11 protein-coding genes and 1 pseudogene are annotated in these 18,456 nt (G+C 45.4%); 8 read left to right on the top strand and 4 right to left on the bottom strand.

Going from position 1 to position 18,456, the window contains the following annotated elements; all coding sequences use genetic code 11:
* Positions 1-686: 686 nt before the first annotated feature.
* The 6 genes from BLT02_RS10030 to BLT02_RS10005 all read left to right on the top strand — a co-directional run bounded on the left by BLT02_RS10030 (position 687) and on the right by BLT02_RS10005 (position 8,942).
* Positions 687-1,781 (top strand): tyrosine-type recombinase/integrase, encoded by a 1,095-nt coding sequence (locus BLT02_RS10030; protein ID WP_092994620.1) that lies wholly within the window; start codon positions 687-689, stop codon positions 1,779-1,781.
* Between the two features lie 373 nt (positions 1,782-2,154).
* On the top strand, positions 2,155-2,832 hold the full coding sequence (locus tag BLT02_RS10025) for a PD-(D/E)XK nuclease family transposase (RefSeq protein WP_242869765.1): 678 nt from the start codon (positions 2,155-2,157) through the stop codon (positions 2,830-2,832).
* Positions 2,817-2,978: a hypothetical protein gene (locus BLT02_RS17880; protein ID WP_242869764.1), complete on the top strand. Its 162-nt coding sequence runs from the start codon at positions 2,817-2,819 to the stop codon at positions 2,976-2,978. Before BLT02_RS10025 ends, BLT02_RS17880 begins: the two co-directional genes overlap by 16 nt.
* Positions 2,979-3,692: 714 nt before the next feature.
* Positions 3,693-5,282 (top strand): DUF3329 domain-containing protein, encoded by a 1,590-nt coding sequence (locus BLT02_RS10015; protein WP_092994614.1) that lies wholly within the window; start codon positions 3,693-3,695, stop codon positions 5,280-5,282.
* A gap of 353 nt (positions 5,283-5,635) precedes the next feature.
* On the top strand, positions 5,636-7,582 hold the full coding sequence (locus tag BLT02_RS10010) for a hypothetical protein (RefSeq protein ID WP_139187535.1): 1,947 nt from the start codon (positions 5,636-5,638) through the stop codon (positions 7,580-7,582).
* Between the two features lie 544 nt (positions 7,583-8,126).
* On the top strand, positions 8,127-8,942 hold the full coding sequence (locus BLT02_RS10005; protein ID WP_092994607.1) for a hypothetical protein: 816 nt from the start codon (positions 8,127-8,129) through the stop codon (positions 8,940-8,942).
* Between the two features lie 205 nt (positions 8,943-9,147).
* Here the strand turns inward: BLT02_RS10005 and BLT02_RS10000 are convergent, their stop codons facing one another.
* From BLT02_RS10000 to BLT02_RS16835, 3 genes are all read right to left on the bottom strand, one after another.
* Positions 9,148-9,741: a hypothetical protein gene (locus BLT02_RS10000; protein ID WP_092994604.1), complete on the bottom strand. Its 594-nt coding sequence runs from the start codon at positions 9,739-9,741 to the stop codon at positions 9,148-9,150.
* A 142-nt stretch (positions 9,742-9,883) separates the two neighbouring features.
* Entirely contained in the window at positions 9,884-11,131 is a 1,248-nt protein-coding gene (locus BLT02_RS09995; protein ID WP_092994601.1) for a hypothetical protein, read from the bottom strand.
* Between the two features lie 678 nt (positions 11,132-11,809).
* Positions 11,810-14,176: a SpaA isopeptide-forming pilin-related protein gene (locus BLT02_RS16835; protein WP_242869767.1), complete on the bottom strand. Its 2,367-nt coding sequence runs from the start codon at positions 14,174-14,176 to the stop codon at positions 11,810-11,812.
* Between the two features lie 62 nt (positions 14,177-14,238).
* Here BLT02_RS16835 and BLT02_RS09985 point away from each other — a divergent pair, with 62 nt between their 5' ends.
* On the top strand, positions 14,239-16,335 hold the full coding sequence (locus BLT02_RS09985) for an isopeptide-forming domain-containing fimbrial protein (protein WP_175453772.1): 2,097 nt from the start codon (positions 14,239-14,241) through the stop codon (positions 16,333-16,335).
* 355 nt (positions 16,336-16,690) lie between these two features.
* Positions 16,691-17,254 (top strand): hypothetical protein, encoded by a 564-nt coding sequence (locus tag BLT02_RS09980; RefSeq protein ID WP_092994595.1) that lies wholly within the window; start codon positions 16,691-16,693, stop codon positions 17,252-17,254.
* Positions 17,255-18,094: 840 nt separating this feature from the next.
* Here the strand turns inward: BLT02_RS09980 and BLT02_RS09975 are convergent.
* Positions 18,095-18,456: pseudogene (locus BLT02_RS09975) on the bottom strand (hypothetical protein); the annotation flags it as partial.

Raw genomic sequence — 18,456 nt, 5'->3', positions numbered from 1 at the left:
AATTACCAAGGCCGTATCTTCCAATCATCTCGAATTCCTGTTATCTACAGGCATTTCCGGAATCTCTTATCACTATTTGTTACCCTATTGTGTCCTTATCGTTGCTTTGCTCATACCTTCACAACAATCATCTTTTTTGAGAAATACTTGTATATAGCGGAGTGGCGTACAACCTGGCAAAAGAATTTCTTGTGTCCTTATTGTGTCTCTATCTGCAATCCGGTCATTTCCTGCCGTCTATTGACAGTCATGTTACAATTGTTATGAATAATCACTGAAATTGCGGTATTTTTTCTACTGTTTTTGCGAAATAATCCTTTCTTTCAGGGCATATCTGTATGGAAATTATGGAATATAAGAGCATCAGAAGAGGTGAAGAAACAGGTGGCAGATAGCAGAAACATGGAAAGCATCGAAATCATTGAAAACATTGAAAAGAAACTTCAGAAGCAGATGGCAAAGATAGTTCTGGAAGCTTGGAAGCCTGGAAGCATCTGTAGATAAGATCAATCGGAACATCAGGAAATGACCAGGCGGAAATAATCAGAATTAATCAAAATAATGAATAAATCACAGAACCCGGGGGGATAAGCCTCCGGGTTTTCGGTGTTTTATGGCGGTGTGGCTGAATGGCGCACTGGGGCGATGGCCATAGAAGTGAGAGAGAAAAGATGAGGTAATAGATCATGCTACGGTTGAGAAAGGGATTTGGTTCAGTCAGGAAGCTAACAGGGAATCGCAGGAATTGTTATGCAGTACATCCTCCCACCGTTAAAGGTGTCCGTCCAAAGGCTCTCTGCTATACTGATGACTACAATATCGGTGTCTGTGTGTTGAACGCCTGGCACAACGGGAAGTATTACAGCGGGATGGAACTGGATCTTAAGGAGCGGAAGCTGGACGAAGTTGTGAGCACCGGGAGTTGTACGTTTCAGAAAGTGTATGAGATATACTGGGATCATAAGTTCGGAGAGAGTGCGGCGAAGGAGCTGTCAAAATCGAGCAGGAACGGGATTCATTCTGCATGGCTGAAGCTGGAGGATATCTGGCACCGGAACATGGACGAGGTGACGGTGATGGAGCTGCAGGAGATCGTGAACGGGGTGGCGAAGAAGTACTCGAAATGTACTACGGGCAGGGTAGTCGGTCTGATCAAAAGACTGTACAGGTATGCGATACCGAGAGAACTTTGCCGAAAAGAGACGGGAATTTACGTGGAGATGCCGAAGGTAAAGGAAGAGGAGCATCATGCGGATTTTACTGATGAGGAGATTGCTAAGCTGTGGTCAGCAGCAGATAAAGCGGACGAACAGACCGCGGCAATGGTGAAAATGATTCTTACAATGATCTACAGCGGGTTCCGGATCGGTGCGTGGAGAGAAATGACTGTAGAGAACGATGTGTTTATCGGAGGAGTTAAGACAGATGCCGGGAAAAATCGAGTTGTGCCGATTCACTCTTCTATTACCGGATTTGTTGCAGGAATGTATGGGGAGTTCCTGTGCGGCAAAAGTGAATCTCAGTTCCGACGGGATATGAGAAGGGTACTCATGGAAATTGAAATTGATACGGATGAAAAGTACCACACACCACACAGTTGCCGCCATACGTTCCATAGACTGCTTGAGAAAGCAGGGGTAAGCGAGGCTGATCGGAAGCGGCTCATGGGCCACAGTTTGAAGGGCGATATTACGAATGGGACTTATGGGCACAGAAGCGTGGAGGAGCTGAAGGAACAGATTGAGAAGATTAAGATTGAGAAAAAGAAGGCGAACTCCTGACCCTCGTCAAACAGATTCTTGCTAAAATTCCCAAAGGCAGGCCGGAAGATGTCATCGCGGATGAAATTGAAAGAGATGTCACTTTCGTACACTTGATTGACACCCTCTCCAAAAACATGGACGTGCCAACGCCGGAAGCCGTCCTTAGTGCTTACAAAAAACTGGAGGTGGAAGGAAAGCTGCATTCAGGTACCTTCCATGAAAACCTGTTACCACCCCTATAACCACAATCCGATCCACCTCTCCCGCAGGGGCCCATCCGGCGACTTGTGGTTCACTAAAATTTCAGGATTTGGATGCCGATCTTACGGTTGATTTAGTCCTTTCCACAGGTATAATTGAAGTAAATATATAAATAGCGGAGGCATCATAAATGACAGAACAGGAAATATTGGAGCAACAGCAGGAACTGCAAAGGCAGCGTGACCATGAGGCAGACTTGCAGCGCCTTCGCGGGTTCAGACCGATTGACGACACGTTCATGAGGTGCATCTACCAGGACAATATACCGCTTGCAGAAATGACGCTCCGCATCATCACGGGGATTAAAGACCTGACGCTTGCAAAAGGCGAGACGCAGAAGGACTTCAAGAGGCTTCTTGGTGCAAGGTCGATCTGCCTTGATTACCACGGTGTGGATACTAAAGGAACGCAGTACGATCTAGAGGTCCAGAAAGCGGATTCCGGGGCCAGGCCTGAAAGGGCGAGGTACCACTCGGCAGTCATGGACGTGGAAGCCCTGGATGCCGGGCAACTGTTTGAAGAACTTCCCGAGACATACGCCATTTTTGTAACGGAGCATGATATCTTTGGGAAAGGCCGTGGGCTATACCCGGTAGAGCGAGTGATAATGCCGGAGTGTGAGCCGTTTAACGACCGGGAGCACATCCAATACGTGAATGGCGCTTACAGAGGCAACGATCCGCTTGGGGAACTGATGCATGATTTCTGTTGCAGCGATCCAGATGAAATGAAGAATGAGATGCTTGCAGAGGCATCCAGGTATTACAAAGAGAATCCGAAGGGGTGGAAACTGTGTGTAAAATCATAGAGGAAATGCGCGATGAGGTTAAGGAAAGAACAAAACTAGAAGATATAAGAACCATAATGAAAAATCTGAAGCTCACAGCTGAACAGGCTATGGAGGCTCTGGCGATTCCGGCATCTGACAAGGAGAAGTACCTCGTAAAACTGTAATAATCTCGTCTCAACTTGCAACAGCTGAACAACAATTATCATTGCCGTCAGGGACAAAAATTCCCGGCGGCTTTTTTGATTGCCTCTTATTCTTGCTCTTATCGAAATTTTGCCATTTTGCGTGGTTTACTTCTCAATCTGCTCTTCCGTATATGCATCAGGCGTCTCTTCATGGGGGCAGCCTACCAAGGTCCCTTCCAGGGCATATCTGGGGCATATCTGTATGGAAATTATGGAATATAAGAGCTTCAAAAGAGCTGAAGGAACAGATTGAGAAGATTAAGATCGAGAAGATTAAGATCAAGAAAACTAAGATTGAAAAGATTAAGATCGAGTGCCAGGCACAATGAACTTCGCGGTCAATTGGACAACCCGCGTTTGAGCGTTATTCCCCGTGCAATGGGATCTATCCGAATCGCACCAACGCCAACAACGTCGGGAATGCGCTGTTCCCCGTATAATGGGATCCAATGGGATCTGTCAGCAGTATATGTTTGCCTGGAACAGACATCAGTGATATCGTAGTATCTGACAAATGTCAGAGATAAAAACGCAGCGTGCATCCGTAGGTGTTTAAACGAAGCGCTTGATATTTTGATAGCGATTTTTGACAGCGATTTTTGACAGCGATTTTGATAGCGATATTACGTTTTATGTAAAATTATTTTTAAAATATAGATTTATCTCTATATACAGCCGGGGATGAAAACAATAATGGAAAACCCTAAAACAGCAACGGAAAGGACTGGAGCAGGAGGACGGGAACGTTCAATAATCCTGTTATTAAACGGATCTGAAAGAGTGATCAGGATAATTACATTTTTGAACCTCTGTTTTATGTTTATCCTCAATCACTTCACATTACTGATAGGGGATGATTATACTTATTGCTTCAGTTTTGCAGGTGGCAGAGACAGAATCACATCTCCGATTCAAATTTTACCATCTATGGCTGCCCACTACGGAAACATGAATGGAAGGCTGATTGTACATGGTATTAGTCAGCTTATGTTGATGCTTCCGCCGGGGCTGTTTGATGTTTTGAATGCCGGAGTATTCTGTCTGCTATGTGTAATTATTTATGACTACATCTGGAAGTTAAATCATGAGACACACAATGCTTTGCTGTATCTCGCTGTTGTGGCTGCACTGTGGCGGTTTGTACCATCCTTCGGACAAGTTTTTCTATGGCTTGACGGGTCCTGTAATTATTTGTGGAGCATTGTGCTTCTCCTTATCTACATTAAGCCCTTGTTTATAGATCAGAATCCGTTGTCGAAAAGGCATCTGTTTACAGAACAGAATTCAGTATTTCGCAGGCGGCTGCTTATGGGTTTGTACATCTGTGCAGGATTCATAATGGGAGAGCTGATTGAATCAGCTTCCTTTGCCGTTATGGTATTCTTTTTAATATGGCCGCTCTATACGTTTGCAATTCGGAAGAAAAAGGAAAAGCTATGGATGATATTGCCGGTCTTCACTATGCTTCCGGCCTATCTTTTCATGATTCTCAGTCCGGCAACTGTCTCAGGGAAAATTGATGAGCACATCAATTTGAGAACCGGCTTTCTGAAAGCCTGCGACAAATATTTATTCTCTTTCAGGCTGCTCATTATAGCGGGTGCCATAATGATCGTCTTTCTGGCAGTCTTTCAGATCACATCATTACGAATGACAGAGGCTTTGACATGGGGCTGTCTGAGCTTCGGAATGAACTGCATGTATAGTGTGGCATCTTATTATCCCGGAAGAAGCATGCTGGGTTCATCGGTTTTTCTGATTATAGCAGCTGGGATCTTAATGGCAGAAATATTTGATAATGGATTTATCCTCCTGAACAAAAAAAGGCCTTACCTGAACAGAAAAGCAGCTGTTGAAAATATGAAACCGGATAACAGGATGACAGCTGCCAATGATTTGGCGGACTGCTTCACAAAGCAGAATAAGCAGAACAGGCAGTTCAGGCGTTCTGATTACTATTCAAGTTTGATCAGCCTGTTGGCTGCCGTATATGTCTGTGCTTTTGTAGTATATCAGGCTTCAATCCTGATGGTGATTGGAACGAAGGACATTTACCATTCCTGGGAGCAGATGCGATCGAATGAAACATATATCCGTCGGGAAGTTTCTAAAGGAAACCTGGATGTCACAATAGATACGATACAGACATCAACATATTATTCTGCAGCAAAGGGCATAATGTATGTAGACACCAGCAGCGCGGAAGCATGGCCTAATCAGGATATGGCAAAATACTATGGCGCTGCTCATATTATCGGGAATAATGTATCTCCGTCTCAATAATTGTCTCCGTCTCAAGAATATATCTCCGTCGCAATTAAGAAACAGAAATCCTGCCTGGTCCATGTGTGTTGGGCTTTGTGCTCTTGCAGGAACACAGGGGGAATAAAACTGCGCAAGACAGCCTGTGTCGGAGAGACTGTAAGTCTATTAAAATAAGGAAGATGGATTAAATGCAAAGAACAGAATCACCAGGCATAGAAACGCCGGGCATAGAATCACCGGGTATAAAATCGCCGGGCATAGAATCGCCGGGCATAAAATCACCGTGTATAAAAACGTGTATAGAAAAGAGTAGGAAATGGATCCCCCATGTGATATCTCTTTTTTTCGCGCTTGCATGTTATGCGGGTTTTATGCTTTTCAATCCCCTGTATATCAGTACGGACAACATCGGTGTGGCTGTTGTGACTGAAGGATATTACGGAGAGAACAACTTCTGCCAGTATATCCATCCCTTGCTTTGCCTGATCATAAAATGGCTCACACCCTTGTTTCCCCCAGCAGATGTCTTTACCCTGCTTGTCCACATTGCAGTGTTCTGCAGTATCGCCCTTCTGTTCGACCTGTTTGCTGTTTCTGCCTTTACAGGATCCGGTCAAAAAAATCTCCCCACTTTCACAGATTCTTCCCTTTATCATCCCCGTGCCAGTTCCAGTGGGTCCTTCCGGGGATCAGGAGTCAGGGAAATATCGATCACTCTTACGACAGGGATGTCCATCCTGCTTTTTTCTTCGGGCATCACTGTGTGGAACGCGAATTATACGATCCAGACAGCAGCGATCGTGCTGGCCGGTCTTTTGATCCTGTTCACATCTATGAGGCAGAAACGCTCACTGGCATGGCTCTTTGCCGGAACGCTGATCATCTCTTTCGGCTTCATGCTCCGCATTGAGTCCGCACTTCTGTTTCTGCCATTTATCGCGTTGGAAGTCCTTTCCGGTTTTTTCTCAGCGGAAAAAAATCCCGGTCTTTTATCTGTCCCTTCCGTAAATGGAAACGAAGATACAGCGCCTGTGTCACGCCTTTCCTTTTGGACACGTTTTTCGCGGGCAGACCAGGCAGACTCGACAGAGCAGGCAGACCGGGGCGCGGGGCGGGCAGACTCGACAGGCTGGATAGACCGGGGCGCAGGGCGGGCAGTCCCGACAGATCGGGGCGCGGGGCAGCCGGGAGCAGCGGGGTATATTTTTTTTCTTCCTGCGGCAGTGATTATTTTCCTCCTCCTTGCCACCCGTTTTGCCTTTAATCTGCAGGAACCCTATAAAACCGCTGGACGTTACAACGCTGCCCGTACAGCAGCCGTAGATTTCCCGATGAAGTCGTGGAATGCTGAAATTGAAGCCGCATCCAGTGGACATTTTTCTAAAACAGATTATGAGGCAGTAACGAACTGGTGCTTCTTCGACACAGAATTCATGGACGTCGATATGCTGGAATCGGTTGTCAATACCGGGAGAAGGAATGATTATTCTCTTACACGGAAAGGGATGAGCGAGCTCTTGGGAGAAATGAAATGGACACTCCTTCACAGTAGCCTGTACATGGTCATCCTGATCGGACTCTCCACTGTCCTTGCATTTCGCAATTTAATCTGCTGCCCATGGCCGCGCAAGGCGGAGACCGTCCTGTCAATACTGGGTGTATTCATTATCCTGACCTATTTCACATTCCGCGGGCGGGCCCCTATGCGGGTGTGGGAATCAGTTATCTTTGCGATGGATTTTGTCCTGTTCATGGCAGCTACGGACAGAACGGAGCATACCAAAAAAAATGTAAATACAGTCTGCTTCTTCCTGATGTTTATCCTGCTCTGGTTCAGTACGGGACAGCTTCTGGCATATGTGGAATTTCACAAACCACAACCCGTCTGGGTGAGCAGAATCCCGGAAGAGGGCGGGCCATTTGCGATTACAGTTTCAGAGGAAGCCGGGGAGGATTCACTGTTTATCTGGCCAAACTGGCACACTTACCTGCCGAAATATGCTGAGGAGACGGGGAAGCTTCCATCCAGGGAACTGATCAGGCATAATATTGCTCTTGGCGACTGGGTGTACGGACAGCCCTATTTTACAGAATTTCTGGGAAATATTAATGCGCAAAACCCGGCCAGGGCACTTCTTGAGCGCCCCAATACCTATTTGATGGGAGACTACGCATCCGGCCTTGTCCTGGACTACTTTCGTGAACACTACGGAGCAGAGATCGATATGCAAGCGGCAACAGATATTGGAAAAATAAACAATGTTATGGCATACAGGTTTATACGAAAAGAAGTCATTGTGGATCAGCGTGCATATTAGCGGCATTCAGGAGTCTGACCCCATGAAGGTAGCATAGACTCCAAAAGAGGGCTTCCTTGTGATTATCTTGAGGCACTGGCAAAGGTTTATAACAAGTAACAAAAATCGCAGCTTTTACTGACAACTACCTTGACAAATAGCGGTATAGACAGTGCAAAGCGCCTTCAGTACCTTCATGGGGGCAGGCATGGCGTATCTGGTTCCTGACACAACAATCGCAGCCCTGTTAACAATGATATCAATACTGTGACCGGCCAGGTGTGGGATGTGATGCGTAGGATAATTTTTTGCTTGACACACTATTCTATGCATTGTACGATTTAATTACAATGACGAGCTTTGAACGCTGTTTTCAGACCGCATACCAACGCAGGCACCGCCGTTCCCGAGTTGCAGGATGCCGCGGAACATATTGTTGCCAGCCGTTTGACAGGGAGGCTCTTCCGTTTAAACGGCTCTTGTTTCCAGGCATTATTTGTCTGTTGTTTATTGCAAGTTCATCCTGTTCCGGCTGGTGCCGTTTTTTGAAAGGAGGCTTGCAAATATGAGCAGACGTATCAACCGGGAATACAAATCAACATTGTTTGTCCTTGTATTTGGAAACAGGAAGGAAGATCTTCTGGAGCTTTTTAACGCGGTCAACAACACCTCGTACCAGAATGCAGAAGAGATCGAATACAATACACTGGACAGTGACAGGGGCTTCTTTGTCCGGCTGAAAAATGACTTGTCCTTTCTGATCGACAGGACAATGGGAGTCTACGAGCATCAGTCCAGCCCCACATCGGCCAACATCACCGTGCGTATGCTGCACTATTATTCCGACCTGCTTCGGGAAATGATTGACCTGAAAACACTTTACCGGGAAAAAGAGGTACAGATCCCTTCTCCCCAGTTCGTTGTCTTTTACAACGGGAGGCATGATCAGGAACAGCGGCGCCTGGCAGTCATAGATGTTATAGACACCTGCATTGAAAATGACATTCTTGCGGACGTACTTCGCGAACATAGAGACGAGGTGACTGAGATGTATTACTGGGAATACAATGAAGAGGCACACCGCTGGGCAATCGAAAAAGACGCGGAAGAAAGGGGAGAGGCCAGGGGGGAGGCCAGGGGAGAGGCCAGGGGAGAGGCCAGAGGTGCCTGCCTTGAATTAATACAGCAAATCACTAAGAAAGTCAAAAAAGACAAAACCCTGGAGCAGACCGCAGAGGACCTGGAACAAGATCTGGAAAAGATAAAACCAATCTGGGAGGCGGTCAAGTCAGAAGCACCGGATTATGATGAAAAGAAAATATTAAAAAGACTTGGACACGAGGAATCAAAAACTGATAAAATCTGGAGCCTGACCCCGTGAAGGGAATCACCTATGGAAAGTAGTTTGATTATGACTACCTGTTTACGGAGAGGCAGGTCCATGTTACCGTGACAGCCGGGGAAGATGGTATAAAGCTTGCGATGGTGTTATCTCTGGCCTTCATAACCGGAACACTGACGAATCCTGCTTACGCATACCAGGAAAAGCGGACATCTCCTTCATGGTACCTGGTACCAAGGCCTGTTTATTTGTGATATTTCTCCCAACTGCATTGGTCGGAAAGATCATGTTTTATCCCGACAGACTCCAGACTATTCTCGAAGTTCCCCGGGCTGACAGGTAAAAACCGCTTCGGATCCTTGATGAAGAAGAGGTAGGAAATGATGTCATAGTATCTGCCAAGCACTCCCACAGCTTCGTCGAGAGCGGCTGCCTCGGCACCGGCTCCCTCACTCTTGTAGATGTCGTAAAGCACGCGGGCCGCTTGCGGGTTATAATCGCTGTGATCCGGATCTATCTTATGCAGCAGGGCGGTCCTCTGAATTAGATAAATCAGGTTCTCATCGCATTTCACAGCCTTGCGGACACAGTCGAGGATCCTGCCATCACTAATCCATTCTTCAGTCCAGTTCTCGTATTGCAGGGCTTCACGGGCTGCTTTAGCAGTTTTTGATTTGTAGTTTTCATTTGCGAAATAAAAGCTGTCGTCCTGGAAATCGAGAGTGTGGGAGACACCTTCCCGCGTTTTGATAAAGGCGATGAAGCGAAAGATCATCAGGATAAGCTTGGCGTCATGCGCACAATGTTTGTCATATACATCATGCGCTTTATTTATCATCTCCGAAGTACTCCCGGGTACACAGTCATGCATTACTGTCTTACGCCATGGCAATTATTCACACACACGCTGTGGACATCTTATAGCTGACAGCTCCTCATATAATGCGGACATCTCACACATCTCGAATTGGATGACGCTCTCATATATCAAAAGAAGTAGTCCCCGTAATTGGATTTATCCATCCTCGCAGGCTGTTGCCGACATCATCAAACCAAACCGCAAAAAGGTTAATTACCAGATCTTCTTCCATGAAAGGGCTCAAACGAACGCCCTCGGATAATCGATACAAAGTATCGTACATTTCATTAAATTTCTTTCGAAGATTAATCACATGGCCCTGGGAAAACCTCGTATAGGCGACATAATAGTAAATGTTCCAGGAATCTTTTTTTCCAAGTTCTTCTTTACCGGACATGAATAGGACATCGTTACACCTATTACCAAGAGCTCTCGCTTTCTCTTCCGACATAAACTCAGTCATTACTGCCCCGAGTTCGCCCTCTATCATAAATAATCTAATAGCAGGTATCGGGTGTGTGCCACTGACAAGACGAAATCTGTAATTCTTGAAATTAACTTTTCCGCCCACCTGATCCATCATGTAAGTTGTCGTAGCAATCCCTGCATATATAAGCGGCAACTCATTCCAATAAAGCGTTTCTTTTTCAGTACTTCTCTGCACATCCGCAGCAATACCAAGTATCATTACCATGGTCTTTGCAGTAGAACAATCCGCATCCATTTCAAGAGCCTGCTCGGTTATTCTTTTTATATATTTTTCCTTGAGATCTTGTGCAGCTCCTTCAAAATCCACAACTGCATTTAGCTCCTCGTCCACTGTAACTGCTTCTGAAAGAACTGTTCTTTCCGCACGACCTTTCAGAAATTCCCCACCTCCGGAAAATGAATACATTGACTCCCATTCAAGGTGATGATGCCAAATATGGAACTGCTCATGAAGAGCGATAAAGCAGCATGCGAATCGCAAGATCTTTAGTCTGCACATATCAGGTGGATAGGTCTCGCAAAGCCCTATCTCCCTTAATAAGCGATCTGTAAACCGGCCTATCACCATCTTCTCAAGGTCAAGAATCAAATCTACCGAAACGATAATCTTTCCGTCATGAGTTGAGAATGCATTATCTTCAATTTCATCTGTCAGGTAGATCTTTGCAGGGAAAATCCGCGCAATAGGATTCCCAAGAGGATCAGTATTTCCTTCTGTCATATGATTATGAAAATCCGCAGTAGACTTTAATGCGCTCTTCATAGCAAAGAAAAGCAAATCAACACTCATGAAGATAGCAGAATCCTTTTCATATCTCTCAAGCTCAAACGTATCTTGCGTGATTTTGATAGTTTTCCCACCATAATTAAAAGTTTCCATACATCAGTCCATCCGCGCATTTACAATAGGTATAGTCCATAGCCCGTCCTTGTGAGCATCAATATCAGTTCGATTCTTCATCCTTCGAACAGATATTGTTAATCACAAAGATTCTCTCTCACGATTTGGTTGTCCACACGACGCGAGAGTATTGCTTCTCTACCTCCTGACGGTGAAGTCATTAATTCCAAGTCTCGTTGACCACAGGGATTTATGTAGTCCATATGCTGCGGAGAATATTCCGGGAACCTCGAGGGGCACGTTGCTCGCACGCTTTTGACCCCTCTCACAAAACCAAAGGCCAGAAGACGAGTAGACCACAACGTCTTCTCAACTTCTGGCCTTATAGTTCAATTGTACTCAGCCTATGCGGGATTCAACCCTTACAGGATTCAACCCTTGTAAGATTCAACCCTTCCGGGCTGATGGATTAGGTCAGATTAGATCGTATAGATCTTATCCAGTTCGTCACTTTGCATCGGAGTTATGACTCTCGATCAGCAGGATACCACACTGTATCACTTGTATCACTGCCACAGCAGCTCTGCTTATCAAGTTCGTCACCTTGCCGCGACGTTTCATCGCAGCTCAGTAAGTCCGATGCTTTAAACACGTTGGTTTTAAATACCTTTCAAATCTTATAGACATGTAAAGACATCTAAATCTGTAAGACTCTGATTAAGCATCCATTCTACGTCTTGTGATCAGGACAACACCTGCGCCAATGACGAGGATTGCACCGACAACGTAGAAGATTGTAGTACCGATACCACCGGTGGAAGGAAGCTCAGTACCCTGCTGGTTGACGATCTCGATTGCAATTGCCTTCAGATTGTCGATCGTGGTGATGACGGTGGTAGTGGTCTCAGCGTTTTCCTTTTGATCAACTACGTTACCATCCGCATCGTAATAAGTCTCCGTAAAAGTGGTGGTCACAGTCTCGCTCAATTTCTCAGCACTACCGGTAATGGTGCCTTCCAGTTTGTTGTAGCCATCGGGAGCAGCTGTCTCTTCGATAGTCAGTTCAGCGCTGGTGGACAGGCCTTCGATTACGAGCAGACCCTTGGAATCGGTCTCCATTTCGGTACCGTAGGCGGTAGCGTCAGGATCGTACTTCGAAACCTTGTAATAACCAGCGGCCTTTTCGGTCACAGTCAGACCCATGATATGGAACTTTGCGCCAGCCAGGTCTTTCTTATCCTGATCAACCTTGTGCAGCGCCAGAGCGTAGGTATAAACGGTAGCGTCATCCTTATCCTTCACGCTGTCAGGTGTACGGTCGTCATCAGGCTGGAGGGGGTTAACGGGGGTATAGCTTCTATCTTCAGGACTAACATAGCCGACACCATACTGTGCATAGTTCTTGTTACCATCGCCGTCAATAACAGCAGTATCATCAAGAATCATGTAGTAGTCAACCAGAATGGTGACATCGTTGGGATATTTGCTAGCGAAATAGTGTGTTTCAGTCTCAGGGATCTTACCGCCTTCCGTACTCTTGAGGTAATAAAATCCGTCTTCAAAGATGTAGGGGAGATCATCTTCGGTAGCATCACCTGCGTCAATAACTTCCTGAGTTGCTGCTTGCTCATTAGCAGCCTTCCCCTGATCTGCTGCCCTCTGATAAACTACGTTGCCATCTCCATCAAGTTTGTCAACGACGGTAGTGGTCACATTCGCTCTGCCTTCGGCCTGAGCCTCAGTGATTTCTTCAACCCAAGAGATTGCAAGACCATCGGACTCAGTGGTAAGAACATTGGGGCCAGTAAAGGCTTCCTTTTCATCGTTCTTGAAGAATTTATCCTTCCAAGCGCTATAATCAGTAGGACCTTCTATTGTAGTAGTACCAGTACCATCTGCATTCTTCTTGACGATGGTCACATTCAGTCCCTTCGTCGTATCAAAATGCATGTTTTCATTCTCATAATCGGACAAGATGTATTCCTTGACCTGCTTAACAGAACTGGGATCGTTGGTAACAGTCTGCTCGAAGTTGACTGCATTGATGCTCAGCTGATAGTGAATGCTGTCACCGACATTGGCTTCAGACCAGTCAGCATAGATTGCGGGAGAAGTGTCACCCGCTTCTTTAACGATAATGTTCTTGCCACCCTTGGGTTCGCCATGATCAGGAACATCGGGCATATCGGCGTGGCCTTCAGGGTTCACGGGTACATCCCATTTGTTTGTTTCATTCTTCTCATTGATGACTGCATCAGGAGTTGTGGTGTCGACGAAAACAAGACGGCTTGTGATCGGAACTGCGTTGTCATCAGACAGGGCACCAGCGATCTTTTCATTGATCAGGTTGATTGCACTCTGCTTTGTGGTATTCTTCAGATCAGTCCAAACCTTGTTCTGTTCAGATTCAGTCATGTCTGCCCAGGCTTTTTCAAAATCATCTGCGTGGGCGGCTACATATGCTTGTGCAGAAGCAAGATCCGGATATGTTTTAGCGGCATACACATCAGCTGCAGTCGAAATATCATCAGCAGTGCTTTCCTTAGTGAATGTCCACTTCTGATATCCCTCCTGTCCCTCAGTACCAAATTCCATGGAGACATAGCCGTAGGGATCCGGATACTCGCTGAGGATCAGATAGTAACCAAGAGCCAGATCTTCAAAGGAAATAGCTGTTGCTTTTGCTACAGTGACCTCGTTCTTGCCTTCTTCATACTCAGGAGCGATTGCTGTGGCACCGGTAATCTCGGGATTATCACCGGTCAGCTTGGCTTCCAACGCCTTACCAAACGTCTGAGCATTAAAAGCATCGGTAGCAGACACGTTGAAGGTATTCGGATCAGCGCTGGTAGCAGTCAGCTTCAGACCATTAGCTTCAACATCAGCATAGGCTTTTACTGCATTGTAGAACGGTGAGCTTTTTGCAATCGTGTATGAAAAGCTGTCGCCCGCTTCGTTCATGGTCATATCAAAGACCTTGTATGCATTGTACTTAGCCCCAACAATTGGGCTGTTGATAGTAATACTACCGTCGGTAGTAGCTTCCCCTGCCGCCATCGCCGGCAGTGCCATAGCCACTACCATAGCCAAGGTAATTACCAAGGCCTTTTTTTTTTGCCTTGGCTATGGTGCTCAGCATGGGTGCCATGACAGCGTTTGCGGCTGATCCCACAGGATCGATTACCATTCAGCCCAGTGAAACTGTAACATTAGCTAACAAAACACTGAAGGCTTATAGAATTCTGGATGCGACATATGGGGAAGGAGAACTTCCTGACCAGCCAGTCTCCTATACTATCCCTGCAAAAATGCAGTCTTTCTATGATGAATATTTCTCAACTGGAACAGGTGCATCCAAGAAAACTGCCTCTGACCTTGCAGAAGAAGCTGGAATAACCGCAGATCAGTATGTTGCAGAACAGATTGCTGCGTTGACTACTGCTCAGCTTAAGGACTTTGAATATGCTGCACTTGCTGCTGCAAAAACTGCTGGAGTTACAGCAAACACTGGAAGTTTGAGCGGATCCAACTATGTTTTCTCTGCACTTCCTGCTGGTTACTATGTAATCGAAGATGAGGGCGAAGGAGTTCCGATTTCTGCTCTCATGCTTGATACAGTCACAGATGCAGATGTCGAAATCAATCTCAAAGCTGAAGACAAGTCAACTAAGGAAATCATGACTGCGGAGGAACTTGTTAACAGCAAGGCAAATGAGCTTGGACTTGGCCGTGCAGTTAATTACAAGATCACTCAGGAAATTCCGGATTACACAGGTTATGATTATTACTACTACCTGATCAACGATACTCTGAGCAGTGGTCTGACTTTTAACCCTGATTCTGTAGTAGTTAAGGTTACAAAGCCTGCAGTTCCGGAACAGCCTGCAGTAACGGTTGCAAAAGATACTTATGCAGATGGTGAAGCTGCTGAAGCAGAGGGTTTTGCTCTTAATACAAGTAGAACTGGCGATGAAGACTATTGGATTAAGGCGGCGGTTCCTGCACAGGAAGCCGTAACCACTACTCTTGTCAAAGGCGCTGACTATTATCTCTACTATGATAACGGTGCTGAGGCAGGTGACGCTGAATATGATGAAGACATTGCCACAATTCTTAATGGTAAGACATTTATCATCGCTTTTAATGATGTTGTTGCCAGTAACAAAATTGACATCGGATATGGTGTCGAGGTTACATACACAGCTACTGTTAACAGCGATGCTGTCGTAGGCGTTGACCCCAACAACAACAAAGCCAGCGTGGAATATTCCAACAATCCTGATAAAGATGGTAAGGGTGACTTTGATGAAGATCATCCTGGAATTCCTGCTAATGATGGAAACCATCCTACAGGCGTGGGTCCTGATAAGTATACTGACACCTATACGACCAAGGTTACAATTAAGAAGATCGATGGTACAACAGAAGAAGCACTTGAAGGCGTTGAGTTCACTCTCAAAGGTACAGCAAAAGATGCCGTATTCAATGCAGAAAAGGTATTCGAGATTGATCCCGATGGTACCTACTGGCTGCTGAATGACGGTACTTATACAACGACCGCTCCTACAACAGCCGCAACTGTAAGGGAGACAACCGGAGGAGCCGGTTGGGTAGAAATTGGAGCTGAGGAAGAGGTTACTGCAACCGTCCCCGTTCGTGTAGTAGGTGACACAAGCTATCGTCCGTACGTTGAAGCTACTGACAGCGCAAAAACACGTTATGTCATCGTTGAGCCTAACGATGCAGATTATGCAAGCACCACAACAAAATATAGTCTTGTAACCAAGACGGCAGATGATGCTGAGGAATACACAGTTGAAAGAACTGGTGTAACTGCTATTCCCGATGGCGAGACAGATGCAATAGTTGATTTCGCGCAGCTTGGTGCAGGAACCTATACACTTTCCGAGACAGGTGTTCTTGCCGGATATAACGGCCTCCAGGACATTGAGTTTACTCTCACATGTAATATGCCTGATGCAGAGGACGTTATTGCAGGAACAGAGAAAGCTACATGGACTGCAGAATGCACAGATGACTCTATCGTACAAGTTGAATTTGTTGAGAATAAAGACGAAGACGAAAATGGCTTGGGTACATTTGTTATTACCATTGAAAACAACAAGGGCACTGAGCTTCCTTCCACCGGTGGCATCGGTACCACAATCTTCTACATTGTCGGTGCGATCCTTGTCATCGGCGCTGGTGTCATCCTGATCACCAAGAGAAGAATGGATGCCTGATAACCGTTTGAAAACTAATTCGACAAGTATCAAAGCCTTAAAGTCACCAAAACAGCAACACTATATTGAGACATAAAGGCATACTGACTCTGTGAATGAGGTCAAGCTGATCTGATTCTCGAGACTCCGGGATTATTCTCCCGGAAATCAAAATAAACTATAAGGCCAGAAGTTGAGAAGACGCTGTGGTCGACTCGTCTTCTGGCCTTTGCCTTTTGGAAGCCGCGCTGAGACCAGGTATCTTGAGATTACAAAATCATTTATAAATAACCATGGCTGTTCGAAGAAGTGACAATCTGCGAACTGATATTGATGCCAGCAAGGAATACGCATCTAAAAAAGAAGAGGCAAAAGGTTGACAGTTACAGTAACAAAGGATTGTGTAGATTACCTATCAGCAATTGTCCCAATTGTATTATCTGTTGTTGCGATAGGAATCTCCATTCGTGTTGCCAAACAGCAAAATAATATTGCACTTTTTGAGAAAAGGTATCAAACCTATGAATTATTGCAGTTTATAGGGGACTTTTGCTCAAATGGTATTAGCCCGTTTTCAAGAGAAACGATTGAACGCCTCAAAAATCCTGAAAGTGAGGAAGAAGTTGGTGAATATCAAAAGACTGTTTGCGTTCTCCTTTCGCTTTGGGTTTGCAAAAGAATCATGCTTGACGGAAAAATGTCCGATGAAGAAAGAACAAGGCATGCAGTAACGTGTATAAAAGGTGAGCCTGATCCTGAACTGGCAAGGCTTATGAATTCATTTTTAGAGAGAGATAGAAGCGAACTTGATAAAGCAGTCCTTCTATTTGACTATGGAACAACTTTGATAAAAGAAACAGCAGATGCATATCAAGACCTCTGTCAACAGATGTTGATGTGCATCGGCAAAAACAAGGCACATGTTGTAGACGGATTCTGACCTTGGTACCAGGTACCATGAAGGAAAAGTGTCTGGTATATGAACAGAATATGAACATAAATTAAAGACATGATTCTAAGACATGTTGGTGTCTGGCACCAACGTGCGGGGTCAGTCCCCATTCGGAGATGGTGCAAATATTGCTAAAAGGATACATATAAAAAGCGAGGAGTCAGCCAGCCATCTTATATTTCCATGTGTGGATAAGTTCTGCATCTGTAAGGATGCGTCTGTGTAAAAAAGCCGGGGACGGAAAGACTGGCGATCTTCCGTCTCCGGCATTTATTTTTAATTAGGGAATCATGAGCACCTAGTTAAAGCACCTTTTTTTCATGCTTTCAGAGCCTTTTCCTTCTGTTCAAAATAAGCGACCTTGGTACCAGGTACCATGAATGAAAAGCGTCTGGTATATGAACAGAATATGAACATGTGTTAAAGACATGATTTTAGGACTTGCTGATATCTGGCATCAACGTGCGGGGGCAGTCCCCATTCGGAGATGGTGCAAATATAACTAAAAGGATACATATAAAAAGCGAGGAGTCAGCCAGCCATCTTATATTTCCATATGTGGATAAGTTATGCATCTGTAAGGACGCGTCTGTATAAAAAAGCCGGGGACGGAAAGACTGGCGATCTTCCGTCTCCGGCATTTATTTTTAATTAGGGAATCATGAGCACCTATTTGAAGCACCTTTTTTCATGCTATCAGAGCCTTTTCCTTCTGTTCAAAATAAGAGATCAGGATATCTTCAGAGGCAGGGTTATCCATACATACCTGCAGCTATGGAAGAAATTATATGGACTAAAGCGGAAGCTTCCTTCACTTCGTCTGCAGCCTTACTTCCGGGCTTCTGCCAACTCTTTGCGAAGCTGTTCAATTTCCTGCTTCTGCATGTCTATAGTCTCTTCTTTTTGCGAGAGCTCCTGCTTTTGGTGTTCGATAGCTTCTTCTTTCTGCGAGAGCTCCTGCTTTTGGTGTTCGATAGCTTCTTCTTTCTGCGAGAGCTCCTGCTTTTGGTGTTCGATAGCTTCTTCTTTTTGCGAGAGTTCCTTCTTTTGCTGTTCGATGGCTTCTTCTTTTTGCAAGAGTTCCTTCTTTTGCTGTTCGATAGTTTCCTGCTGTTCCTCAATCATCATCATGACCGTATTTTTGTCCAGGATAGAGAGTTCTTCTGAGAACATATATATCATCTCCTTCG

It is taken from the genome of Sarcina sp. DSM 11001, assembly GCF_900101015.1.
Classification (GTDB): domain Bacteria; phylum Bacillota; class Clostridia; order Lachnospirales; family Lachnospiraceae; genus CAG-791.
The sequence above is the reverse complement of the archived record's forward strand: the minus strand, read 5'-3'. Positions and strand labels throughout refer to the sequence as shown.